Annotated in this window: 21 protein-coding genes and 1 pseudogene; 13 read left to right on the forward strand and 9 right to left on the reverse strand. The window is 72.3% G+C overall.

The window, feature by feature from the left end:
- Positions 1 to 660 carry a TetR/AcrR family transcriptional regulator gene (locus tag ACQSSQ_RS21845; protein ID WP_431329255.1) on the reverse strand — a complete coding sequence of 220 codons (660 nt, stop codon included), beginning with the start codon at positions 658 to 660 and terminating at the stop codon, positions 1 to 3.
- Between the two features lie 109 nt (positions 661 to 769).
- Here ACQSSQ_RS21845 and ACQSSQ_RS21850 point away from each other — a divergent pair, with 109 nt between their 5' ends.
- Together ACQSSQ_RS21850 and ACQSSQ_RS21855 are read left to right on the forward strand one after the other, a co-directional pair.
- On the forward strand, positions 770 to 2140 hold the full coding sequence (locus ACQSSQ_RS21850; protein ID WP_431329256.1) for a pyridoxal phosphate-dependent decarboxylase family protein: 1371 nt from the start codon (positions 770 to 772) through the stop codon (positions 2138 to 2140).
- Between the two features lie 51 nt (positions 2141 to 2191).
- Complete coding sequence (locus ACQSSQ_RS21855; protein WP_431329257.1) at positions 2192 to 3403, forward strand: oxygenase MpaB family protein; 1212 nt, start codon at positions 2192 to 2194, stop codon at positions 3401 to 3403.
- A 34-nt stretch (positions 3404 to 3437) separates the two neighbouring features.
- Here ACQSSQ_RS21855 and ACQSSQ_RS21860 read toward each other — a convergent pair.
- Positions 3438 to 4154 (reverse strand): annotated as a pseudogene (locus ACQSSQ_RS21860) (phosphatase PAP2 family protein); the annotation flags it as partial.
- Entirely contained in the window at positions 4132 to 5574 is a 1443-nt protein-coding gene (locus ACQSSQ_RS21865) for an MFS transporter (protein ID WP_431329258.1), read from the reverse strand. The gene ACQSSQ_RS21865 and the pseudogene ACQSSQ_RS21860, both read right to left, overlap by 23 nt.
- A 105-nt stretch (positions 5575 to 5679) precedes the next feature.
- Here ACQSSQ_RS21865 and ACQSSQ_RS21870 point away from each other — a divergent pair, with 105 nt between their 5' ends.
- The gene (locus tag ACQSSQ_RS21870; RefSeq protein WP_431329259.1) at positions 5680 to 6324 is read left to right on the forward strand and encodes a TetR/AcrR family transcriptional regulator; all 645 of its coding nucleotides are present in this window, start codon (positions 5680 to 5682) and stop codon (positions 6322 to 6324) included.
- Between the two features lie 15 nt (positions 6325 to 6339).
- Here ACQSSQ_RS21870 and lhgO read toward each other — a convergent pair whose 3' ends face one another.
- Positions 6340 to 7539 (reverse strand): L-2-hydroxyglutarate oxidase, encoded by a 1200-nt coding sequence (gene lhgO / locus ACQSSQ_RS21875; RefSeq protein WP_431329260.1) that lies wholly within the window; start codon positions 7537 to 7539, stop codon positions 6340 to 6342.
- Positions 7540 to 7585: 46 nt separating this feature from the next.
- On the opposite strand from lhgO, the gene ACQSSQ_RS21880 reads away from it, so the two are divergent.
- Positions 7586 to 8329 carry a maleate cis-trans isomerase family protein gene (locus ACQSSQ_RS21880; RefSeq protein WP_431329261.1) on the forward strand — a complete coding sequence of 248 codons (744 nt, stop codon included), beginning with the start codon at positions 7586 to 7588 and terminating at the stop codon, positions 8327 to 8329.
- 19 nt (positions 8330 to 8348) lie between these two features.
- On the opposite strand, the gene ACQSSQ_RS21885 is transcribed toward ACQSSQ_RS21880, so the two are convergent.
- Positions 8349 to 8705 carry a hypothetical protein gene (locus ACQSSQ_RS21885; protein WP_431329262.1) on the reverse strand — a complete coding sequence of 119 codons (357 nt, stop codon included), beginning with the start codon at positions 8703 to 8705 and terminating at the stop codon, positions 8349 to 8351.
- 44 nt (positions 8706 to 8749) lie between these two features.
- On the opposite strand from ACQSSQ_RS21885, the gene mug reads away from it, so the two are divergent.
- Positions 8750 to 9325 carry a G/U mismatch-specific DNA glycosylase gene (gene mug, locus ACQSSQ_RS21890; RefSeq protein WP_431329263.1) on the forward strand — a complete coding sequence of 192 codons (576 nt, stop codon included), beginning with the start codon at positions 8750 to 8752 and terminating at the stop codon, positions 9323 to 9325.
- Here the strand turns inward: mug and ACQSSQ_RS21895 are convergent.
- Both ACQSSQ_RS21895 and ACQSSQ_RS21900 read right to left on the reverse strand, forming a co-directional pair.
- Complete coding sequence (locus tag ACQSSQ_RS21895; RefSeq protein WP_431329264.1) at positions 9319 to 11082, reverse strand: tannase/feruloyl esterase family alpha/beta hydrolase; 1764 nt, start codon at positions 11080 to 11082, stop codon at positions 9319 to 9321. The genes mug and ACQSSQ_RS21895 overlap by 7 nt on opposite strands.
- Complete coding sequence (locus ACQSSQ_RS21900) at positions 11082 to 12047, reverse strand: ABC transporter substrate-binding protein (protein WP_431329265.1); 966 nt, start codon at positions 12045 to 12047, stop codon at positions 11082 to 11084. The genes ACQSSQ_RS21895 and ACQSSQ_RS21900 overlap by 1 nt, the downstream gene beginning before the upstream one ends.
- A 96-nt stretch (positions 12048 to 12143) precedes the next feature.
- Between ACQSSQ_RS21900 and ACQSSQ_RS21905 the strand changes: the two genes are divergently transcribed.
- The gene (locus ACQSSQ_RS21905) at positions 12144 to 12605 is read left to right on the forward strand and encodes a MarR family winged helix-turn-helix transcriptional regulator (RefSeq protein ID WP_431329266.1); all 462 of its coding nucleotides are present in this window, start codon (positions 12144 to 12146) and stop codon (positions 12603 to 12605) included.
- Between the two features lie 3 nt (positions 12606 to 12608).
- Here ACQSSQ_RS21905 and ACQSSQ_RS21910 read toward each other — a convergent pair whose 3' ends face one another.
- Complete coding sequence (locus tag ACQSSQ_RS21910) at positions 12609 to 13454, reverse strand: PaaX family transcriptional regulator (RefSeq protein WP_431329267.1); 846 nt, start codon at positions 13452 to 13454, stop codon at positions 12609 to 12611.
- Positions 13455 to 13533: 79 nt separating this feature from the next.
- On the opposite strand from ACQSSQ_RS21910, the gene ACQSSQ_RS21915 reads away from it, so the two are divergent.
- From ACQSSQ_RS21915 to gdhA, 6 genes are all read left to right on the forward strand, one after another.
- On the forward strand, positions 13534 to 14469 hold the full coding sequence (locus ACQSSQ_RS21915) for an SDR family oxidoreductase (protein ID WP_431329268.1): 936 nt from the start codon (positions 13534 to 13536) through the stop codon (positions 14467 to 14469).
- Entirely contained in the window at positions 14466 to 15383 is a 918-nt protein-coding gene (locus ACQSSQ_RS21920) for an amidohydrolase family protein (protein WP_431329269.1), read from the forward strand. The genes ACQSSQ_RS21915 and ACQSSQ_RS21920 overlap by 4 nt, the downstream gene beginning before the upstream one ends.
- Complete coding sequence (locus ACQSSQ_RS21925) at positions 15380 to 15835, forward strand: MaoC family dehydratase (RefSeq protein ID WP_431329270.1); 456 nt, start codon at positions 15380 to 15382, stop codon at positions 15833 to 15835. The genes ACQSSQ_RS21920 and ACQSSQ_RS21925 overlap by 4 nt, the downstream gene beginning before the upstream one ends.
- A 20-nt stretch (positions 15836 to 15855) precedes the next feature.
- Positions 15856 to 17364, forward strand: coding sequence for an acyl-CoA synthetase (locus ACQSSQ_RS21930; RefSeq protein WP_431329271.1), 1509 nt, complete (start codon positions 15856 to 15858; stop codon positions 17362 to 17364).
- A gap of 79 nt (positions 17365 to 17443) precedes the next feature.
- On the forward strand, positions 17444 to 18433 hold the full coding sequence (locus tag ACQSSQ_RS21935; protein WP_431329272.1) for an endonuclease/exonuclease/phosphatase family protein: 990 nt from the start codon (positions 17444 to 17446) through the stop codon (positions 18431 to 18433).
- Positions 18434 to 18501: 68 nt separating this feature from the next.
- Positions 18502 to 19851 carry an NADP-specific glutamate dehydrogenase gene (gdhA, locus tag ACQSSQ_RS21940; RefSeq protein ID WP_431329273.1) on the forward strand — a complete coding sequence of 450 codons (1350 nt, stop codon included), beginning with the start codon at positions 18502 to 18504 and terminating at the stop codon, positions 19849 to 19851.
- A gap of 76 nt (positions 19852 to 19927) precedes the next feature.
- On the opposite strand, the gene ACQSSQ_RS21945 is transcribed toward gdhA, so the two are convergent.
- Positions 19928 to 20800: an SDR family oxidoreductase gene (locus ACQSSQ_RS21945; protein WP_431329274.1), complete on the reverse strand. Its 873-nt coding sequence runs from the start codon at positions 20798 to 20800 to the stop codon at positions 19928 to 19930.
- Between the two features lie 115 nt (positions 20801 to 20915).
- Here ACQSSQ_RS21945 and ACQSSQ_RS21950 point away from each other — a divergent pair, with 115 nt between their 5' ends.
- On the forward strand, positions 20916 to 21293 hold the full coding sequence (locus ACQSSQ_RS21950; RefSeq protein ID WP_431329275.1) for a winged helix-turn-helix transcriptional regulator: 378 nt from the start codon (positions 20916 to 20918) through the stop codon (positions 21291 to 21293).
- Positions 21294 to 21310: the final 17 nt, after the last annotated feature.

The following is a 21310-nucleotide window of genomic DNA, read 5'->3' on the forward strand; positions in this document are numbered from 1 at the left end:
TCAAGGTCGGGACTGTGGGTCGCTCAGGTAGCCGAGGCAGAGCCGCACCAGCTCGTCGAGCAGCACGTCGCGCGGGATCGGCGGCGCGTCGAGCACCCAGCGGACGGCCAGGTTCTCCAGCGCCAGCACGAGCACCCACGCGACGACGGCCGGCTGCCGCACCGAGGGCGTACCCGCGCCTGCGGCGGCGAGGTACGCCGCGACGAGATCCTGCACCCGTCGTTCGAGCGTCGTGCGGCGCGCGGCGTTCTGCCGGGCCGGCAGCTCCTCGAAGACCACGCGCAGGAGGGCCGCGTTCTCCTCGAGCGCCGTGAGCAGGGCGTCCGCGCACGCGCGCACCATCCCCGGACCGACCTCGCCGAGCCGGTCGGCCAGTGCCGCCGCGACCTTGTCGGAGACCTCGTCGGAGTAGCGCTCGACGATGGCGGCGACGATCGCGTGCTTGTTCGGGAAGTACTGGTACAGCGACCCGGGGCTGATCCCGGCCGCCTCGGCCACGCGGTTGGTCGAGAACGCGTCGTACCCGTCCCGGAGCAGCACCGCGCGCCCGGAGGCGAGGATGCGCTCGACGGTCGCCCGCGAACGAGCCTGGCGGGGACGCTTGCGCGGCTCGAGCACGACGTCGCCCGACCCGTACGACGGAGGACCGGGAGGCGCCATGCATCGCATCGTAGGCGAGCGATGACTCGCATGAAACCGCCCCCGCGTCGGCCCGGGCCGTCGTTAGCCTGAGTTCGGCGCCCACGCCGCGCCGTACCAGGGGGGACTCATGGACGACCGGACCAGCGCACTCGACACCGCGCACGCGCGCGCTCGGGACTTCCTCGACGGTCTGGGGTCCCGTCCGGTGTGGCCGACGGCCTCGTACGAGGAGATGCTCGACGCGCTCGGCGGACCGCTTCCCGAGCAGGGCGAGGACGCGTCGAGCGTCGTCGACGCCCTGGCCCGGCTGGCAGATCCCGGCCTCGCGGCGATCGCCGGCGGACGGTTCTTCGGGTTCGTGATCGGCGGGGAGCTGCCCGCCGCGCTCGGCGCCGACTGGCTCACCTCCGTGTGGGACCAGAACGGCGCCCTCACCTCCCTCACCCCGGCCGCCGCCGCGGCGGAGCGCACGGCGGGCGGCTGGATCGCCGAGGCGCTCGGACTGCCCGAGGACACCGCCGCCGGGTTCGTCACCGGCGGGCTGATGGCGAACTTCACCGGGCTGGCCGCCGCCCGGCACCGCGTGCTCGCCGACGTCGGCTGGGACGTCGCGCAGCGGGGGCTCGCCGGATCCCCACCGATCCGGCTGGTCGTGGGCGAGCACCGTCACGACACCCTCGACCTCGCCGCGCGCTACCTCGGGCTCGGCCGCGACGCGTTCGTGCTCGTCGACGCCGACGCGGACGGGCGGATGCGGCCCGGGGCGCTGGAGACCGCGCTCTCCTCCACCGCCGGGCCGGCGATCGTGTCGCTCCAGGCGGGCGAGGTCCACACCGGTGCGTTCGATCCTTTCGAGGCGCTGATCCCGATCGCGAAGGCCGCGGGAGCGTGGGTCCACGTCGACGGCGCCTTCGGTCTCTGGGCGGCCGCCAGCCCCGGGCTCGCGCACCTCACGGCCGGGATCGACGGTGCCGACTCGTGGGCCACCGACGCGCACAAGACGCTCAACGTCCCGTACGACTGCGGGGTCGCGCTCGTCCGCCGCCGTACCGACCTCGTCGAGGCGTTCGCGATCGCCGCCGACTACATCACCGGCTCGAGCGAGGACCCGATGGACCTCGTCCCGGAGTTCTCCCGACGGGCGCGGGGCTTCACCGTCTGGGCCGCACTGCGCAGCCTCGGCCGCAGCGGGCTCGCCGACCTCGTCGACACGCTCGCCGCCCGCGCGGCACGGTTCGCCGCACGCCTCGCCGAGGTGCCCGGGGTCACCGTGGCGAACGACGTGGCGTACACGCAGGTGATGCTCCGCCTCGACGACGACCGCCGTACGACGGAGGCCGGCCGCCGCATCCTGGCCGACGGCACCGCGGTGCTGACGCCGGCCGTGTGGCAGGGCCGCGCCGTCCTGCGGTGCTCGGTGTCGAGCTGGGCCACCACCGAGGAGGACGTGGACCGGACCGTCGACGCGGTGGCGAGGGTCGTCGCGTCACTGGCGTGACCCTCCTGACGCGAGTGGTATGCGAGCAAAGACTCGCGTCAGGATGGCGGTATGACGACGCTCGACAGCACCCCGCCCACGCCCCGCACGCCCGCCGTCCCGAGCCGGTTCCGGGAGGCCGAGGAGCGCGGGGCCCGCATCGCGAAGCCGTTGCGCCTGTTCGGGCGCGTCACCGAGGTCGACGAGGACCTCATGGAGCGGATCGGTGCCGGCTTCCTCGAGCGCGACGAGGTCGGGCACCGCCTCGCCGACGCGATGCGGATGCGAGCAGGTGAGCCCGGGCGGGTCGCGATGCGCGAGTTTGCCGTGCGCCTGGCCGACCCGACGGCCCCGGCCGAGTCCCCTGCGCTGGCCGACTTCTTCGCCGCGGTCGAGGCCACGCCGGACTGGGTCAACCTCGATCTCATCGCCGAGGCGGGCCGGGTCCAGCGCCGGTTCGGGCGCAACGCGGCGGACGTGCTCCTGCAGCTGTCGCTCATCGGCGGCTACCGCTTCGGCGGACCGACCGACCTCCTCGTCGCCACCGGCGGCCTCACCGGGGAGATGACCCGACGCCGTCTCGCGGAGACGCAGAAGTGGGCCGTCGCCCTCGCCCAGCCCGACGCCCTCCTCCCGTACGGCGAGGGCTGGCGTCTCACGGTCCACGTGCGCGCCATGCACGCCCTCGTGAACCACGCCTTCGAGCGGGACTGGGACGTCGCGCGCTGGGGTCTGCCGATCAACCAGACCGACCAGGCCGCCACGCTCGGGCTCTTCGACGGCGTCCTCCTGATCGGCGTGCGGGCGCTCGGCGTCCCGGTCACCCGCGACGAGTCACGCGCGGTCATGCACCTGTGGAAGTACGTCGGGTGGCTGATGGGCGTCGACGACGCGTGGCTCGTCGACGACGAGCGCGAGCGTCACCGCCTCAACTACCACCTCGTCCGTGCCCAGGCCGACATCTCCGACGCGGGCCCGCAGCTTGCGCAGGCGATCACGCAGACCCTGGGCGACCTGCCGCAGGGGGCGTTCCGCCGGGAGCGGACGCTGTCGATGCTCACCGCGTTCCTCGGCGTGCGCAGCATGCACGAGCTCGGCCTGCCGGTGCGTCCGCCGTGGGCGACGGCTGCGACGTTCGCGGAGAACACCGTCCGCTACCGCCTGCTAGGCCGGGGCGAGACCGGTCGGCGCCGGCTCCAGGCGTGGGGCGACCGCGTCGCCGACGCGCTGCTGCGCGACTACTACGGAGGCGACGGGGAGCAGGAGCTGGGGACGCTGCGCTGAGGTCGGCGGCACGCTCGGTCGCCACGGCCGCCACCACGACGAAGACGGCGCCGACCACGGCGTCGGCCAGCCAGTGGTTCGCGGTCGCGACCACGACCAGCGCCGTGAGGACGGGGTACGCCCACACCGCGCGCCCCGCGGGTCCCGGCCAGCAGCGGCGCAGCGTCACCGCGACCCACACCGCCCAGCCGACGTGCATCGACGGCATCGCCGCGAGCTCGTTGGTGACTCCGCCGCTCCCCGACGGACCGGGCGTGCTGCCCCACCAGCCCCACGGCGCCGTCTCGACGAGGACGTCGGGATAGCCGGCCATGAAGCGCGGCGGGGCGGTGGGCATCAGCAGGTAGACCACGAGCGCGGCGACCGTCGCGATCACGAGCACGTTGCGCGCCCACGGGTAGAGCGCGCGGTGCCGGAACCAGACGTACAGCAGCACGGCCGCGGTCACGACGTAGTGCGCGAAGGCGTAGAAGCCCGACGCCGCGACCGCCGCGACCTCGTGGGCGCTCGTCCACGTCGCGAGAGGGTGCTCGAGGTCGAGGCCGAACCAGCCCTCGACCTGCACGATCTGCGTCGCCACCTCCCTCGCGGCGTGGACGTCGTCGCCGGCGGCGAGCCGCGTGACGGAGTAGCCGACGTACAGGACCGCCACGAGCGCGAGCTCTCGGAGCCCCTGCGCCCGGTGTCGCCTGATCGTCCGCGTCACGCGGTCGCCGCCCCTCACAGGATCAGTGGTGCGCCACCGGGGCACCCGCCTCGCGGCGCGGGAGGAACGCGCCGATCACGAGCGCCACGAACGCGGCTGCCGCACCGATGCCCATCACGAGGCGGAGGGCGTCCTGCGACGCCACGGCATAACCGCCGAGGTCGAGCGTCAGCTCGGCGAGGATGACCCCCGCCACCGCGCTGGCGATCGACGTGCCGATCGAGCGCATCAGCGTGTTGAGGCTGTTCGCGGCGGCCGTCTCGTTCGACGGGACCGCGCTCATGATGAGCGCGGGCATCGCCCCGTACGCAAGACCGGTGCCCGCGCCGATGATGCACGAGACGAGCACCAGCTCCCAGACCGCGCTCATCAGGACGATGTTGGTCAGGTAGCCGCACCCCACGACGAAGGCACCGATCATCAGCGAGACCTTCGGACCCGAGGCCCGCGAGATCCGCGCAGACAGCGGTGCGGCCGCCATCATCACCAGACCGGACGGCGCCATGACCAGACCGACGTCGAGCATGGAGCCCCCGAAGCCGAAGCCCGTCTCCTTCGGGAGCTGGATGATCTGCGGCATCACGAGCGACATCGCGAACATCGCGAACCCGAACATCACCGACGCGCCGTTGGTCAGCAGCACCTGGCGGCGCACCGAGGTGCGCAGGTCGACCAGCGGCTCGGAGGTGCGGAGCTCCCAGAACCCCCAGGCGACGAGGACGACGACCGACGCTGCACCGAGGCCGAGCGTGCGCCCGGAGTCCCAGCCCCAGGTGCCCCCCTTGGAGATCGCGAGGAGTCCGCAGATGAGCGCGACCGAGAGCCCGAGGGCGCCGACCGGGTCGAACCGTCCTCCGCTGCTCAGGTCCGCCGCGGGAACGAGGAAGACGACCAGCGCGAGCGCGACGACACCGAGCCCTGCGGCGACCCAGAAGAGGACGTGCCAGTCGAAGTGGTCCGCGAGGAGAGCCGCTGCGGGCAGGCCCAGCGCGCCTCCCACGCCGAGCGAGGCGCTCATCAGCGCGACCGCGCTCCCGAGCCTCTCGGCCGGCAGCTCGTCGCGCATGATGCTGATCCCCAGCGGGATGACGCCGGACGCGAGCCCCTGGAGGACCCGACCGACGATCAGAAGCACGAGCGTGGTGCTCAGCGCCGCCACGACCGAGCCCGCGATCAGGAGCACCAGGCTGACGAGCAGCATCCGGCGCTTGCCGTACATGTCACCGAGGCGGCCGACGGTCGGCGTCGCCACCGCCGCGGCGAGCAGCGTCGCCGTGACGGCCCAGGCGGTGTCGGAGGCGTCGGCGTCGAGCAGACGAGGCAGCTCCGGGATCAGCGGGATCACGATGCTCTGCATCAGGGCGACGACGATGCCCGAGAACGCGAGCACGGCCACGATGGTCGAGCTCGCCCGCGGCGGGACCTCGTGACGCGCCGCGTCGGGCGTGGATGTGGCGGTGGACATGGAGCTCCTCGGAGGGGGCGTACGGCTAACGGAGCGACTTTAAGTCAACTGCTTGACTTATTCAAGCGGCTAGAGTGGCACCGTGCCCCGACGAACGAGGTGGATGTGACCAGAACCACGACCCGCGACAGCCGCGCAGCCGCGACCCGGGAGGCCATCCTGTCCACCGCCGAGCGCCTCTTCGCCGAGCACGGGATCGCCAACGTCTCCAACCGCCAGATCAGCGAGGCAGCGGGGCAGGGCAACAACGCTGCGGTCGGCTACCACTTCGGGACGAAGACGGATCTCGTCCGCGCCATCGCCCAGCGGCACTCCGCCGCGATCGCGACGATCCGCCGCCGGATGCTCGACGACATGGACGACACGGCGGACCTGCGCGACTGGGTGGCGTGCCTCGTGGAGCCGGTCGCGGAGCACCTCGACGACCTCGGCGACCAGACCTGGTACGCCCGGTTCACCGCCCAGCTCTCGACCGACCCGGCGCTCCGCTCGCTCGTCGACCGCGAGACCGCCGACGACGAGAGCGTGCGCGTCGTCGTCGCGGGGATCGGACGCCACCTCGAGGCGGTCCCCCCGGACGTCTGGCGGGCGCGGGCGACGATGATGCGGCACCTCCTCACCCAGATGAACGCCGAGCGTGAGCGGGCGGTCGCCGACGGAGCACCGGTGGACCGCGAGCGCCGCGCGACGACCGTCGCGCTCGTCGACGCGATCACGGGGATGCTGCAGGCGCCGGTGACCCCGGTCTGAGCCCTGTCGTGACGGTCAGCGGCCCAGCTCGAGCCGGTCCACGACGTGCTCGGCGATCGCCAGGCTCGACGTCGCGGCCGGCGAGGGCGCGTTGCGGACGGCCGTGACGCCGTCGCGCTGGTCGATGACGAAGTCGTCCACGAGCGAGCCGTCGCGATCGACGGCCTGCGCCCGCAGACCGAGACCGCTGCGCCTCACGTCGGCGGCCCCGATCGCCGGGACGTAGCGGCGGGCGTCCTTCATGTACGCCCTCTTCGACAGCACGCCGCGGACCTCGGTGATCCCGGTCTGCCAGTGCTCCCCCGCGAAGCGCCAGAAGCCCGGCCAGGCGAGCGTGTCACCGAGGTCGCGCGGCGTGATCGAGACGCGGCCGTACCGTTGCCGGCTCAGCGCGAGGAACGCGTTGGGCCCGACCTCGAGCTCGCCGGTGACCCGACGCGTGAAGTGGACCCCGAGGAAGGGGTAGCGCGGGTCGGGCACCGGGTAGATCATGCCGCGCACGTACTCGCGCTTGGCCCCGACGACCGCCATGTACTCGCCACGGAAGGGGACGATGCGCGGCCCCGCCGCTCCCCCGGCCAGCCGCGAAACGCGGTCGCTCTGCAGCCCCGCGCAGATCACCAGCCGGTCGACGCGGTGGGTCTGCGACCCGGCGGTCACGGACACCGCGCCGGCGCGGCGTGCGATCCCGGTGACCTCCGTCGAGAGGTGGACGGTGCCGCCGGCGGCGACGATGTCGTCGGCCAGCGCCCGGGTGACGCCGCCGTAGTCGGTGATCGCGGTCGCCGGCGAGTGCAGCGCGGCGATGCCGGTGGCGTACGGCTCGAGCTCGGCGATCCCCGCAGCATCCACGCGGGTCAGCCCCGGCACGCCGTTCTCGCGGGCGGTCTTCTCGAGCGCGTCGAAGCGCCCCATCTCGGACGGGTCGACGGCGACGACCAGCTTGCCGCACTCGTCGTACGCGATGCCGTGCTCGGCGCAGAACTCCTTCAGCAGGCTCCGGCCCCGGGTGCACAGCCGTGCCTTCAGGCTCCCCGGCCGGTAGTAGATCCCCGCGTGCACGACCCCGGAGTTGTGCCCCGTCTGGTGGGCGCCGAGACGGTCCTCCTTCTCGAGGACCACGACCCGGTCGTCGGGGTGCCGACGGGCGATCTCGCGGCCGACGGCCAGGCCGACGATGCCTCCGCCGACGATCCCGATCGTGCGCTGGCTCAACGGGTCACGCTCCTTCCTGCGCTGATCGGAACGGTAGTCTCCCGCCGTGACGAACGTCGTAGGACCACGCGCCGTCTTCGGCGTCATCGTGCCGAGCACCAACACCGTCGTCGAGCACGACTACTGGCGAGCCGGTGTCGAGGGCGTCGCGTTCCGTGCCGGGTCGATGCACATCGCCGACCCGTCGATGGACGGCGACGTCGGCTTCGAGGCGCTCCTCGTGCAGATCCGCGCCTCGATCGACGCCGCGGTGCGCGACGCGCTCACGGCCGAGCCCGACCGGCTGGTGATGGGGATGTCGGCCGAGACGTTCTGGGGCGGCGTCGCGGGCAACGCGGCGTTCGAGCGTCGCTTGCGCGAGGCCACGGGGCTGCCGGTCACCACGGGTGCCAGTGCGTGCCGGGCGGCGCTCGAGGAGCTCGAGGTCCGGAGGATCGCGGTCTTCTCGCCGTACCAACCGGTCGCCGACGTGGAGGTGGGCCGGTTCTTCACCGAGGCCGGCTTCGACGTCGCCGCGATCACCGGGCTGCGCTGCGCCACGGCGACCGACATCGCTCGCGTCGGCGAGCAGCGGCTGCGCGAGGTGGTCGCGCAGCTCGACGGGCCGGACGTCGAGGCGATCGTCCAGGTCGGCACGAACCTGTCGTTCGTCGGGCTGTCGGAGGCGCTGGAGGCCGAGCTCGCCAAGCCGGTCGTCGCGATCAACGCCGCCACGCTCTGGCACGCGCTGCGCCAGCACGGCATCGAGGACCGGGTCGAGGGATCGGGCGTGCTCCTTCGGGACCACTGACGCGTGCGGGCAGCGCGGATCACTCCTCCGCGGTCAGCTCGAGCATCGTGTGCTGGGTGTCCAGGCCCTCGACGTTGACGAGCGTGCAGGCGGCGACGCGCGCCCGCCACACGCGTGCGACCGAGAGGTCCGTACGCGGCTGCAGCGGGTACTTGTTGGGCGTGAAGGAGTTCCCGCCGTTGCCCCCACGACTCACGTGCACGTGGTTGAGGTAGCGGATCCCGGTGTCGAGATCCTGCAGCGCGGGGTGACGGAAGGCCTCGCCCATGTCGAAGCCACGACGCTTCTTCTCGGGCCGGGTGTCCTCGTACTCGGTGACCTCGACGACGTGACCGACCGGGATCGGCGCGGGATAGTTGACCGCCAGGTATGCCATGGCGGCACGCTACCGAGAACGCGGGCACACGGGAGAACGGCACGATGGACGCAGACCGCTCAGGACGGCCCCCGAGGCCGACCCCGGCGGAGATCGCGGCCGCCGAGGGCCGCACGATCCCGGACTGGGTGCGCCCGAGGCTGCGCGTGCTGTTCTGCGGGCTGAACCCGGGGCTCTACTCCGGCGCGACAGGGCTGCACTTCGCCCGCCCGGGCAACCGCTTCTGGCCGGCGCTGCACCTGTCAGGCTTCACCGACCGCCGCCTGGAGCCGTGGGAGCGGGATGCCCTGCTCGACCGAGGTCTGGGCATCACCAACCTCGTGGCCCGGACGACCGCTCGCGCGGCGGAGCTCACGCGCGAGGAGCTGGCCGAGGGCGGACGCGCGCTGGAGGACCGCACCGCACGGGCGGGCGCCAGCTGGGTCGCGGTCCTCGGCATCACCGGCTACCGCGCGGCGTACGCGGAGCCCGCCGCGGCGATCGGGCCGCAGGACCGCCGCATCGGCGGGGCACGGACGTGGGTGCTGCCGAACCCCAGCGGGCTCAACGCCCACTTCACGCTCCCCCGGCTCGCCGAGGAGTTCGCGCGCCTGCGCGCGGAGGTCGACGGGCCTCAGTGACCGCGGGTGGCGACGCCTCGGCCCCGGCAGACGAAGCTGGACGCGTCCTCGGGATCGCCTCGCGTGTAGCGCGCGATCGCCGGGTACGGGCAGAGCGGCCGCGTGCGGTCAGGTGCCCAGTCGGCCGGAACGTCGGGGTTGACGCCGCCGGGATTGCCCTGGCCACGGGCGGAGGCGATGATCCGGTCAGGAGCGTCACCGTGCTCGACCCAGGCCACGATCGCGGCGAGGCCGTCGAGCTGGTCGGTGGCGGGTCCTCCGCGGACGTGTCCCATGCCCGGGACCTCGAAGTAGCGGACGAAGCGGTCCGCCCTCTGACGGTTCGCCCGCTCGAGCCCCTCGTACCACGACGCCGTGTCGTCGGGCGAGAAGACGCCGTCGGCCGCTCCGTGGACCACGATCATCTTCGCTCCCCGGTCGCGCAGCGTACCGAGGTCGGTGGGGTCAGGTGGCGTCATTAACGACATCGCACTCTCGGCATAGACGTCGTCGCTGGCGAAGATCTTCGGTGCTTCCGTGTCGACGTCGTAGGCGAGCGCGTAGGCACGCAGGTCCGCCAGGATCCCGACGTCGGCCGGCGGCGTGGAGAAGATGAACCCGACGGCCGCCGGGTCCAGCTGCACGGAGTTGCGGAACTTCCAGGCCGCCCAGCCCGGCTGGACGATCCCGGGATCGAACGGGAACGAGCGGTAGAGCGCGCGGCCCCGGCTGTCGCGGGCGCCGTCGAAGACCCGCTGCACGACGCGCTTCTGCTCTCGGGTCAGGCACGTGCCGTCGCGACCGTCGGCGCAGGTCGGCACGTCGCGACGCAGGTCGAGCACGCGCTGGCAGCGGGCGCTGTCCTGGACCAGACCGTCGGCCAGTCCGTCGAGCCGGTCGCAGCGCCGCAGGATCGCCGCGGCGACCACCTCGCGCTCCTCGACCGGCAGCGCGGTCTCGAGGTCGGCGGTCGTGGTCGCGATCGTCGCCCACTGCTGGGCGCCCCACAGCTGGGCGACGGCCGCCTTGGGCAGGTTGAACCCCGGAGCGACGGCGAGGAACCCGTCGTACTGGTCGGCGTAGCGGGCGGACGCGACCATCGTGTGACGACCACCGTTCGAGCCGCCGGCGATGTACGACCGGTCGGGACCACGCCCGTACGCCGCCGCGACCAGCCGCTTCGCCATCGGCGTCACGGTGCCGACGGCCGCGTAGCCGTAGTCCAGGCGCGCCTGCGGGTCGCGTCCGAAGAGCGGGTTCTGGGCCGCGCTGTGCCCGGCGTCCGAGCTCAGCACTGCGAAGCCGAGCTGGAGACCGTTCTCCAGCTGGCCGCCGGTGATGCTGCCCGTGGCGGGCACGACGTTGCCGTCGATGCCTCCGTTGGCCTGGTAGAGGAACCGTCCGGCCCACTGGACCGGCAGCCGTGCCTCGAAGCCGATCGCGTAGGTCTGACCGTCGACGTCGCTGGTCCGCTCGTTCATCCTGCCCCGCACCAGGCAGTGCTCACCGACCGGCGCTCCGGCGTTCGTGAGGGTCCCGGCAGGAACCCGCTCGACCATGGTGATCGTGGTGCGCGGGTGCGCGAAGGCGGCCAGCGCCTCGCAGGTCGTGAGCGTCCCGGGACGGGCGGGCGCGAGCTGCGGGAGGGCGTGACCGTCGTGCCGCGGGTCGCGCCCGGAGGCCGCTGCGGGCGTGACCGTCGACAGCACGAGCGCGAACGCGGCGACCACGGCGAGGGACGCAGCGAGGGTACGGCGCTGGTGGCGGGTCACGGTCATCACTCCCCGCTGCCCAGGAGGCCGCTGACGTCGGGCTCGTTCTCGATCCACCCCTCGTCCTCCATCAGCGCGCCGATCTGCTCGAGCTGCGCCTCGCGCATGTCGGTGCCGAAGGCCTCCAGCTTGATCTTCGCGGCCGTGTCGGCCTTGATGTTGGGGTTGACCTCGGGGATCTTCTCGCGCACCGCGTCCGGGTTGTCCTCCGCGTACTGCAGGGTCTCCTCGAGCGCCGCCGTCATGTCCTCGACGAGGTCAGGGTCCTTCTCCGCCAAGGTGGCGGAGGTGAACATCAGCTGCGTGGGCATGCCGGGGGCGGCGACCAGGCAAGGGTTGGTGACGAGCTGGTTGCCCTCGGCGAGGAGCCCGCTCATGAACGGCTCGGGCACCCAGACGGCGTCGGCGTTGCCCTTCGCCAGCGCGGCGGGCATGTCGGGGAAGCCGAGCTCGATGAACTCCACCGTGTCGGGATCGCCGCCGTCCTTGCGGACCGCCTCGCGGATCGTCAGGTCGCCCATGCTCTGGACCGTGTTGATCGCGACGGTCTTGCCCTCGAGGTCCTTGGCGCTCGTGATCCCCGAGTCCTTGGCCGCGATGACCGCGTTGATCGAGTCCGCCGCGTCCTCGTGCTCGGACGTCCAGTGGCTGACCGCTTCGACGTCGAGCCCCTTGTCGCGTGCCGTGAGCAGCGAGACCGGGTTGCTGGTCGCGAAGTCGATCTCCTGCGACATCACGGCCGGGAGCAGCGCCGCACCGCCCTGGCCGGTCTCGATCTCGAGCTCGATGTCGTGGTCGGCGAAGAAGCCTTGGTCGATCCCGGCGTACAGCGCGGCGGTCGGCACGATGGGGAGCATCCCGACGGTGACCTGGCGGGGCCCGTCCCCGTCGTCCCCGTCGCCGCCGTCTCCTCCACAGCCGGTCAAGGCGAGGGCGAGGCAGACTGCTGCGGTGACACCGATCTTGTTCATGGCGCACTGACCCTTCTCCGTGTGGCGTAGGTCACACGATGCCGAAGGTTAGTTAAGATTGTCAATGATTCATTTTCTGATCGAGTTGGAGGACCGATGACGAGCGAGCGCAGCACAGCCACCGCGCAGGGCGATCTGCGCGAGGACGTGGGCTTCCTCCTGTCCATCGCCCGCGCGCGCACGTCCCGTCGCGCCAACGAGGCGCTGGCCGCGCTCGACCTGCGGGCGCGGACCTACTCGGTCCTCGCGATGGCGGCGACGGCGGACGGCATCACCCAGCGCGACGTCGCCGACGCCCTCAGCCTGAACCCGAGCCAGATCGTCCCCCTCGTCGACGACCTCGCCGATCGGGGGTTGGTCGAGCGCCGCCCCCACGCGAGCGACCGGCGCGCACGCGTCATCGCCGCGACGGACGCCGGCCGGGCGCTGCACGCCGACGCCCGGGAGCGTGTTCGGCGCGCCATGGACCAGGTGTTGCGCGACCTCGACGAGCGCGAGCGCGAGACGCTGCGCGGCCTCCTCGCGCGGGTGATCGCCGGCGCCGACGACGCCAGCTGAGGCTCACTCGCCTGCGGCGGTTGGCTCCACCACGTCGAGCAGCTCGGCGGCGACCACCGCGGCCGACGCCTCGTACGCCGCGGCGAGCGTGCGGAAGAGCCGCTCGGCCTGCCCGGCGACCGGCTGCTGCGGCAGCAGCGGCGCGGGAAGACGTGGGGTCTCGCGCACGACCTGCAACCAGTCGGTGTGCAGGACGAGCTGGCGCGCGAGGTCGTCCGACAGACCCGGCACGACCGCGTCGCGCTCCCACCGCCGGACGAAGGACGCGTAGCGCCGCGCGATCCCGTCGAGGTCGAACGCGCGCTCGAGCAGCTCGCGGTCGTCGGTGACGCCGGCCGAGCGCGACGTCATCGTCGTCACCTGACGGTCGCCGGCGAGCGGGCCGAGGACGACGTCGAGGTCCCGGCGCCCCGGAGCGATCCACAGCCCGTGCTGCAGCATGCCGAAGCCCTCCCAGACCAGACGCGCACGGAACGCGTTGCGCTCGGCGCGCCGCTCCTCGGGGAGGGAGAACCCGACGAGGCTCCAGCTTCCGTCCCAGGCGACGTCCACCGCCCCCCGCTCCCACACCCGCCGGCGACCGTCCTCGAGGACGTCGACCGCGCGTGGCGTCAACCCGACGTAGGCCTGGCGTCCGCGCCGGTGGCGCTCGAGCAGCCCGCGTCGCGCCATCCGCGCGAGCGTGGTCCGGCTCGCCTCCTCCGACACTCCGACGCGTGACATGACGTCGATCACGCTGCCCGTCGAGACGAGCACACCCGAGCCGAGCACGTAGATCCCGAGGAAGCTGAACATGACCGACTGCGGGCGCAGTCCGTCGGGCAGCGCGTCACCGTCCGTGGTCGTCACAGCGCGAGGGTAGTCGCTCCGAGCGAGATCGGACACATTCTTGACGCTCGTCGTCGATGTGCCTACCGTTGCCGAGGTCATGGCATCCACGAGAGGCGAGCCCATGGACCTGTCCGGACGAGCCGTCGTCGTGACCGGGAGCGGGCGCGGGCTCGGGCGCGCCTACGTCGAGGCGCTCGGCGCCGCCGGCGCCTCGGTCGTCGTCAACGACGTCGAGCAGAACCTCGTGGACGAGGCCGTCGCGGCCGTCGAGCGCGCCGGGGGTCGCGCGGTCGGTGTCGTGGCCGCCGTCGGCAGCACCGCGACGGCGGACGCGCTCGTCGCCGCCGCCGTGGAGACGTTCGGCCGCCTCGACGTCATGGTGACCAACGCCGGCATCCTGCGCGACCGCATGCTGTGGAAGATGTCCGACGACGAGTTCGACGCCGTGATCGACGTGCACCTGCGCGGCACGTTCACCTGCGCTCGAGCCGCCGCCCGCCGGATGCGCGAGCAGGGCGAGGGCGGGAGCCTGGTCTTGGTCTCCTCCCCCGCCGGCCAGCGCGGCAACGTCGGGCAGACGAACTACGCGGCCGCGAAGGCCGGCATCGTCGCGATGGCCCGCACCTGGGCGATGGAGCTGGCGCGGGCGGGCGTCGACGTCAACGCCGTCGTCCCGGTCGCCGCCACCGAGATGACCAAGACGATCCCCGCGTTCGGCCCCGCCATCGAGGAGGCCGAGCGCACGGGAGGCGACCTGCCCGCATGGATGCGCAAGGACGAGGGACTGGGCACCGTCGAGGACGTCGCCTCGCTCGTCGTCTTCCTCGCCTCCGACGCCGCGAGGGGGATCACCGGCCAGGCGATCGGGATCGGCGGCGACCGGCTCGCCCTGTGGGCGCACCCGCAGGAGAAGAGCGTCGCCCTCCGCGACGGCGGGTGGAGTGCCGACGAGATCGCCGCAGCGTGGAGCACCGGAGTCGGTGCCGAGCCGGAGACGTACGGGGTCCCCGCTCCGAAGGCCCCCCAGGCATGAGCGGGCCGTCGTACGACCTCGACGCGGTCACCGCCATCGACGTCCACACGCACGTGGAGATCGACGCCGAGGGGCACGGCTCGCTCAGCCCGGCGCTGTTCGCTGCCTCGGCGGACTACTTCACGTCCGAGGCGCACCGCCAGCCGACGATCGACGAGACCGCGGCCTACTACCGCGAGCGCCGGATGCTCGCGATCACGTTCACCGTCGACGCGGAGCACGCGACAGGCCACCGCGCGATCTCCAACGAGGAGGTCGCCGCTGCCTGCGCGCGGCACGCCGACGTGCTGATCCCGTTCGCCAGCATCGACCCGTGGAAGGGCAGGGCCGGCGCTGCGGAGGCGCGGCGGCTGGTCGAGGAGCACGGCGTACGCGGCTTCAAGTTCCACCCGAGCATCCAGGGGTTCTCGCCGAACGACCCCCTGGCCTACCCGTTGTACGAGGTGATCGAGGAGCTGGGCGCGGTCGCGCTCTTCCACACCGGCCAGACCGGCATCGGCGCGGGCGTCCCCGGCGGCGGGGGCATCCGGCTCAAGCACTCGAACCCGATGCTCGTCGACGACGTCGCGGTCGACTTCCCCGAGCTGCGCGTCATCCTGGCCCACCCGTCCTTCCCCTGGCAGGACGAGGCGCTCGCCGTGGCGACGCACAAGCCGTACGTCCACATCGACCTGTCCGGGTGGTCCCCGAAGTACTTCCCGCCGCAGCTGGTCCGCTACGCCAACACGCTCCTGCAGGACAAGGTGCTGTTCGGGTCCGACTACCCGGTGATCACGCCCGACCGGTGGCTCGCCGCGTTCGAGCAGCTCGACATCCGGCCCGAGGTCCGCCCCAAGATCCTGAAGGAGAACGCCTCGCGCCTCCTGGGACTTGCTCCAGCCCCCACCGACGACACGACGAAGGACGCACGATGACCCTCACCGTCCACGGGATCGACGAGATCAAGGCCCTGGCCGGCACCGACCTCGGCACGAGCGACTGGCTCGAGATCAGCCAGGCGCGCGTCGACACGTTCGCCGACGCCACCGACGACCACCAGTGGATCCACGTCGACCCCGAGCGCGCGGCGGACGGGCCCTTCGGCGGGACCATCGCCCACGGCTATCTCACGCTCGCGCTGATCATCCCCTTGTTCAACGCGCTGCTGGAGATCAAGGGTGTCTCCATGGGCGTGAACTACGGGCTCGACAAGGTGCGGTTCCCCGCGCCCGTCCCCGTCGGCTCCAGGATCCGGCTGGCAGGGCGCGTCGCCTCGGTGGAGGACGTCTCCGGAGGCGTCCAGATGAAGGTCGACTTCACCGTCGAGATCGAGGGATCGTCCAAGCCCGCGGCCGTCGCGGAGGCGATCTACCGCCAGTACGCCTGAGTCGTCCGAGGAGGCCCGCCGTGCACAACCGAGGGATCGGTGCCTGGCCAGCGCGTCGAGCGCGGTCCACGCCCGACGCCGTGGCGCTGGTCCACCGCGGCGAGCGCACGACGTACGCGGTGCTCCACGACCGGGTGACCCGGCTCGCTCACGGGCTGCGCGAGCGTGGCGTCGAGGCCGGCGCCCGCGTCGCGTACCTCGGCCCGAACCATCCTGCGTTCGTCGAGACGATGTTCGCCACGCACGTCCTCGGCGGGGTGTTCGTCCCCCTCAACTGGCGCCTCGCGGCCCCCGAGCTCGACTACACCCTGGACGACGTCGGGGCCTCCGTGCTGGTGATCGCGCCGGAGAACGCCGCGGTCGCCAGTTCCCTCGCCTGGGCGGGGACGCGCATCGCGCGCGACCCGCACGACGGCCGAGCCGTCTCGTACGAGGAGGTTCTCGCGCCGAGCGGCTCACCCCCGATCGACGTCCCGGTCGCACCGTCGGACCCCGCACTCGTCCTCTACACCTCCGGGACGACCGGGCGTCCGAAGGGAGCGGTGCTCACCCACGACAACCTGCACTGGAACACCCTCAACCTGCTGATCGACGTCGACGTGGCGGGCGACGAGGTGACGCTCGTCAGCGCGCCGCTGTTCCACGTCGCCGCGCTGGACCAGACGTTCCTGCCGACCTTCCTGAAGGGTGGGACCTCGGTGATCATGCCGTCGTGGGACGTCGAGGCCTGCTTCGACCTCGTCGAGCAGGAGCGCGTCACCTGGATGTTCGGGGTGAGCGCCATGTTCGCCGGGCTCACCCGCTCGCCGCGCTGGGAGACCGCGGACCTCTCCTCCCTCCGGACGCTGATGTCCGGGGGCGCACCTGTCCCGGAGGCGCTGATCCGCGCGTACCAGGACCGGGGGCTGGTGTTCTGCCAGGGCTACGGCATGACCGAGACCGCACCGGGGGCGACCTTCCTGCGCCCCGAGCAGAGCGTGAGCCGGCTCGGCACCGCCGGGACGCCCTGCTTCTTCGTCGACGTCCGCGTCGCGTCGCCCGACCTCGAGGACGTCGGCATCGGGGTGCCGGGCGAGGTCCTCGTCCGCGGCCCCAACGTCAGTCCCGGCTACTGGGGCCGCCCGGACGCCACCGCGGCAGCGTTCACCGAGGACGGCTGGCTGCGGACCGGGGACGTCGCGACCGTCGACGCCGACGGCTACCTCACGATCGTCGACCGGGTGAAGGACATGTACATCTCGGGCGGGGAGAACGTGTACCCCGCGGAGGTGGAGGCCGCGATGTTCGAGCACCCAGGAGTCGCGGAGGCAGCGGTGATCGGCGTCCCGGACGAACGCTGGGGTGAGGTCGGCGCAGCGTACGTCGTCGCCCGCCCCGGCGCGTCGCTCGATCCTGACGACCTGCGCGCGTTCCTCCGGACGCGGCTCGCGTCGTACAAGGTCCCGGTCCATGTCCACGAGGTCGAGGACCTCCCCCGCACGGGCTCCGGCAAGGTGCGCAAGCACGCTCTCCGTGACCTGGACGCCTAGGCCGGCCGCGGAGGGCGCTCTGGAGCTGCGGCGCAGCCGACGGTTTGCGCCAGGGCCTGTTTGGGTATCGCATGGCGATATGACGGAAATCTCCCGGTTCTCCCTCGTCCTGACCGCCGCGGCGACCGTGGTCGCGGGGCTCGTCGCGCCGGGCCTCACGCCGACGGCACCGGCCACGGCCGAGGCCGCCACCAGCTCCGCCCTGGCCACCGCCCCCGCAGCGGCCGCCCGCGTCACCGGCCGGACGACGGTCCGCGTGGGGTCGTACAACGTCCACCGGGACGGTCACCCGCTGCCCTGGACGGCGAAGCGCCGCGACCGGGTGGCGTCGCAGATCCTGCGCAGCGGCTTCGACGTGGTCGGGCTGCAGGAGTCCAACGGCAACACCAACTTCCCGTCGCTCTACCGGAAGGTGAAGCACCGGTTCCGGTCGAACGCGCAGTGCGCCAAGATCAAGGGCACCCTCGTCCGCGACGCGCGGGCACGCATCCTCTACGACCCCACCCGCTTCTCGGGGTCGCACGCGGTCTCGGGCCGCATCCGGCTCGACCGCTCGTACTCGGCCGACGCCGACTACGCCTGCTACCAGCTCCTCACCGAGAAGGCGACGGGCGCGCAGTTCCTCGTGGTCTCGGCCCACCTCATCAACGGTCCGGGCCGCGCGAAGGACCTCAAGCGCTACCGCCAGACCCGCAACCTCATCAACGACACCCTCGCCGTGCGGCGTGCCCACGGCGCGACCTGGCCGATCGTCTGGGCCGGCGACTACAACTCCTCGGGCGCGCACAAGTACACCTTCGACGCGCCGCGCCGGGCGATGCGCCGGCTCGCCGGGGCCCGCGACGCGTTCGCCGTGGCCCGGGTCCGCAGGTACGGCAGCTACAACAGCGCCAACCAGCTCCGTCGCCGTCCGTGGCGCACCCACCACCACGTCGACCACGTCTACGTCTCGCCCGGCATCGGCGTCTCGGCGTTCAAGGTGGTCGTCCGTCTGAAGGGCAAGCTCTACCGCGTCCCGTTCGCCTCCGACCACAACCCGGTCCGGGCGACGCTGCGCATCCCGTACTGAGCCGGTGAGAAGCGCGTCAAATCGCCCGGTTAACCTCCTTTGGGGCAAACCAACAGGAGGTGTACGACGTGGCGAGCGTCGACGAGAAGCTGCAGGGCGTCTACGACGAGGTCCTTCGACGCAACCCGGGTGAGGCGGAGTTCCACCAGGCGGTGCGCGAGGTCCTCGTGAGTCTCGGGCCGGTCGTGTCCAAGCGACCCGAGTACGTGGATGCCGCCGTCATCCGCCGCATCTGCGAACCGGAGCGCCAGATCATCTTCCGCGTGCCGTGGGTCGACGACTCAGGCCGGGTCCAGATCAACCGCGGCTTCCGCGTCGAGTTCAACTCCGCGCTCGGCCCGTTCAAGGGCGGCCTGCGCTTCCACCCCAGCGTCTACCTGGGCATCGTGAAGTTCCTCGGCTTCGAGCAGGTCTTCAAGAACGCCCTCACCGGTATGCCGATCGGCGGCGGCAAGGGCGGGTCGGACTTCGACCCGAAGGGCCGCAGCGACGCGGAGGTGATGCGCTTCTGCCAGTCCTTCATGACCGAGCTCTACCGCCACATCGGGGAGTACCGCGACGTCCCCGCCGGCGACATCGGCGTCGGCGGCCGCGAGATCGGCTACCTCTTCGGCCAGTACAAGCGGATCACGAACCAGTACGAGTCCGGCGTCCTCACCGGCAAGGGCCTCACCTGGGGCGGCTCGCAGGTCCGCAAGGAGGCGACCGGCTACGGCACCGTCTTCTTCGTCTCCGAGATGCTGAAGGCCGCGGGCGACTCCTTCGACGGCAAGCGCGTCGTCGTCTCCGGCTCCGGCAACGTCGCGACGTACGCGATCGAGAAGGTCCACGAGCTCGGCGGCACCGTCGTCGCGTGCTCCGACTCCAGCGGCTACGTCGTCGACGAGGACGGCATCGACCTCGCCCTGCTGAAGGAGGTCAAGGAGGTCCGCCGCGGCCGGATCGCCGAGTACGCGGAGCTGCGCGGCAACGGCGTCCGGGCCACCGACTCGGGCTCGATCTGGGACGTGGCGTGCGACATCGCGCTGCCGTCGGCGACGCAGAACGAGCTCAACGGCGCAGACGCGGTCTCGCTGGCGAAGAACGGCTGCACGATCGTCGCCGAGGGCGCCAACATGCCGTCGACGCCCGAGGCGATCGAGGTCTTCGAGGAGGCCGGGGTCCGCTTCGCCCCCGGCAAGGCCGCCAACGCCGGCGGCGTCGCGACGAGCGCGCTCGAGATGCAGCAGAACGCGTCCCGCGACTCGTGGACGTTCGAGCACACCGAGGAGCGGCTCGCCGAGATCATGCGCGGCATCCACGACCGCTGCGCCGAGACCGCCGACGAGTTCGGCACACCCGGCAACTACGTCGCCGGAGCCAACATCGCGGGGTTCGTCCGCGTGGCCGACGCGATGCTCGCGCTCGGCGTCGTCTGACGCAGCACCGCCCGACGACCGCGTGGCGCGGGCTGCCCGACGGGGCAGCCCGCGCCGTACGTCCGGAACGCTCCGCTCAGACCGACGCGCGCTCGCGCACCGCCGCACGTACGGCCTCGCGCAGCGTCGTCGTCGGGCGTCCGATCAGCCGGGTGAGGTCGCCGGTCGTGACGAGCAGGTCTCCGGCCGCGAGCCCGCGGTCGGAGTCGGCGAGGACCGCGGCGTACCCCTCCGGCAGTCCGGCCGCCACCAGCGCCGCGGTGTAGTCCGCGACGGGAAGGTCCTGGTACGCGACCTCGCGCCCGGCTGCCTCGCCGACCACGGCCGCGAGCTCGGCCAGCGTGAACGCCTCGTCGCCACCGAGCTCGTACACGGCTCCTGCCTGGTCGTCACGCAGCAGCACCTCCGCCGCAGCGTCGGCGAGGTCGGCGCGGGTGGCGGCACTCACGCGTCCCTCCCCCGCGCTGCCGAGGACGGCGCCGTGCTCGAGGTAGGAGGCGAGCTGGCCGGTGTAGTTCTCGAGGTACCAGCCGTTGCGCAGCAGCGCGTAGGGCAGGCCCGACGCGGCGAGCAGGGCCTCGGTCTCCTGGTGGTCCGCCGCCAGGAGCATCGACGTGCCGTCGGCGTTCGGGATGCTCGTGTAGGTGAGCAGCGCGACACCGGCCTCCTCCGCGGCCGCGATCACGTTGCGGTGCTGGGGGATGCGTCGACCCGGCTCGCTCGCGGAGACGAAGAGGACGCGGTCGGCGCCGGCGAACGCCGCGCGCAGCGACTCCGGGTCCTCGTAGTCGGCGTGCCGGACCTGGACGCCGCGGTCGGCCAGGTCGGCGAGCGTGTCGACCGCACGGCCGGTGGCGACGACGTCTCCTGCGGGGACTCCGCGGGCTAGGAGGGACTCGACGACGAGCCTTCCGAGGTGGCCGGTGGCACCGGTGATGACGTAGGTCATGGATCAGGCCTTCTTCTCTGGGGGACGCTCACGGAGGAGCTTGTGTCCGTGTCAACGAGCGGCCGTCCCGCGCACTTCCCAGAAGAGAGTACGCACTTTTAAGTAAGGTACTGATATGGAGGTAAGTACCCCGAACCCGACGCTGCGAGCGCAGTTCCCCGACGGCGTCTTCCCGGCGAACTGCCCGAGCCGCGTGCTCCTCGACCACGTCACCAGCAAGTGGGGCGTCCTCGTCCTGGTCGCGCTGTCGGAGGGTCCGCAGCGCTGGAGCGAGCTGCGCCGCCGCGCCCAGGGCATCAGCGAGAAGATGCTCGCGCAGACGCTGAAGACCCTGGAGCGCGACGGGCTGGTCCACCGCGACGCCCACCCGGTGATCCCGCCGCGCGTCGACTACAGCCTGACCCCGCGCGGGACCGAGCTCACCGCGCTCATGGTGCCGCTGATGACGTGGGTCGCCGAGCACGCTGAGAGGGGGCTCAGCGCACCGGCCTGAGCCGCGCCGGCCTGAGC

Source organism: Mumia spirodelae (assembly GCF_050632745.1).
GTDB lineage: Bacteria > Actinomycetota > Actinomycetes > Propionibacteriales > Nocardioidaceae > Mumia.

Coding starts and splice junctions, on each gene's coding strand:
- ACQSSQ_RS21845 (WP_431329255.1), bottom strand. CDS start 660: ATGGCGCCTCCCGGTCCTCCGTCGTACGGGTCGGGCGACGTCGTGCTC.
- ACQSSQ_RS21850 (WP_431329256.1), top strand. CDS start 770: ATGGACGACCGGACCAGCGCACTCGACACCGCGCACGCGCGCGCTCGG.
- ACQSSQ_RS21855 (WP_431329257.1), top strand. CDS start 2,192: ATGACGACGCTCGACAGCACCCCGCCCACGCCCCGCACGCCCGCCGTC.
- ACQSSQ_RS21865 (WP_431329258.1), bottom strand. CDS start 5,574: ATGTCCACCGCCACATCCACGCCCGACGCGGCGCGTCACGAGGTCCCG.
- ACQSSQ_RS21885 (WP_431329262.1), bottom strand. CDS start 8,705: ATGGCATACCTGGCGGTCAACTATCCCGCGCCGATCCCGGTCGGTCAC.
- mug (WP_431329263.1), top strand. CDS start 8,750: ATGGACGCAGACCGCTCAGGACGGCCCCCGAGGCCGACCCCGGCGGAG.
- ACQSSQ_RS21895 (WP_431329264.1), bottom strand. CDS start 11,082: ATGACCGTGACCCGCCACCAGCGCCGTACCCTCGCTGCGTCCCTCGCC.
- ACQSSQ_RS21900 (WP_431329265.1), bottom strand. CDS start 12,047: ATGAACAAGATCGGTGTCACCGCAGCAGTCTGCCTCGCCCTCGCCTTG.
- ACQSSQ_RS21905 (WP_431329266.1), top strand. CDS start 12,144: ATGACGAGCGAGCGCAGCACAGCCACCGCGCAGGGCGATCTGCGCGAG.
- ACQSSQ_RS21915 (WP_431329268.1), top strand. CDS start 13,534: ATGGCATCCACGAGAGGCGAGCCCATGGACCTGTCCGGACGAGCCGTC.
- ACQSSQ_RS21920 (WP_431329269.1), top strand. CDS start 14,466: ATGAGCGGGCCGTCGTACGACCTCGACGCGGTCACCGCCATCGACGTC.
- ACQSSQ_RS21925 (WP_431329270.1), top strand. CDS start 15,380: ATGACCCTCACCGTCCACGGGATCGACGAGATCAAGGCCCTGGCCGGC.
- ACQSSQ_RS21935 (WP_431329272.1), top strand. CDS start 17,444: ATGACGGAAATCTCCCGGTTCTCCCTCGTCCTGACCGCCGCGGCGACC.
- ACQSSQ_RS21945 (WP_431329274.1), bottom strand. CDS start 20,800: ATGACCTACGTCATCACCGGTGCCACCGGCCACCTCGGAAGGCTCGTC.
- ACQSSQ_RS21950 (WP_431329275.1), top strand. CDS start 20,916: ATGGAGGTAAGTACCCCGAACCCGACGCTGCGAGCGCAGTTCCCCGAC.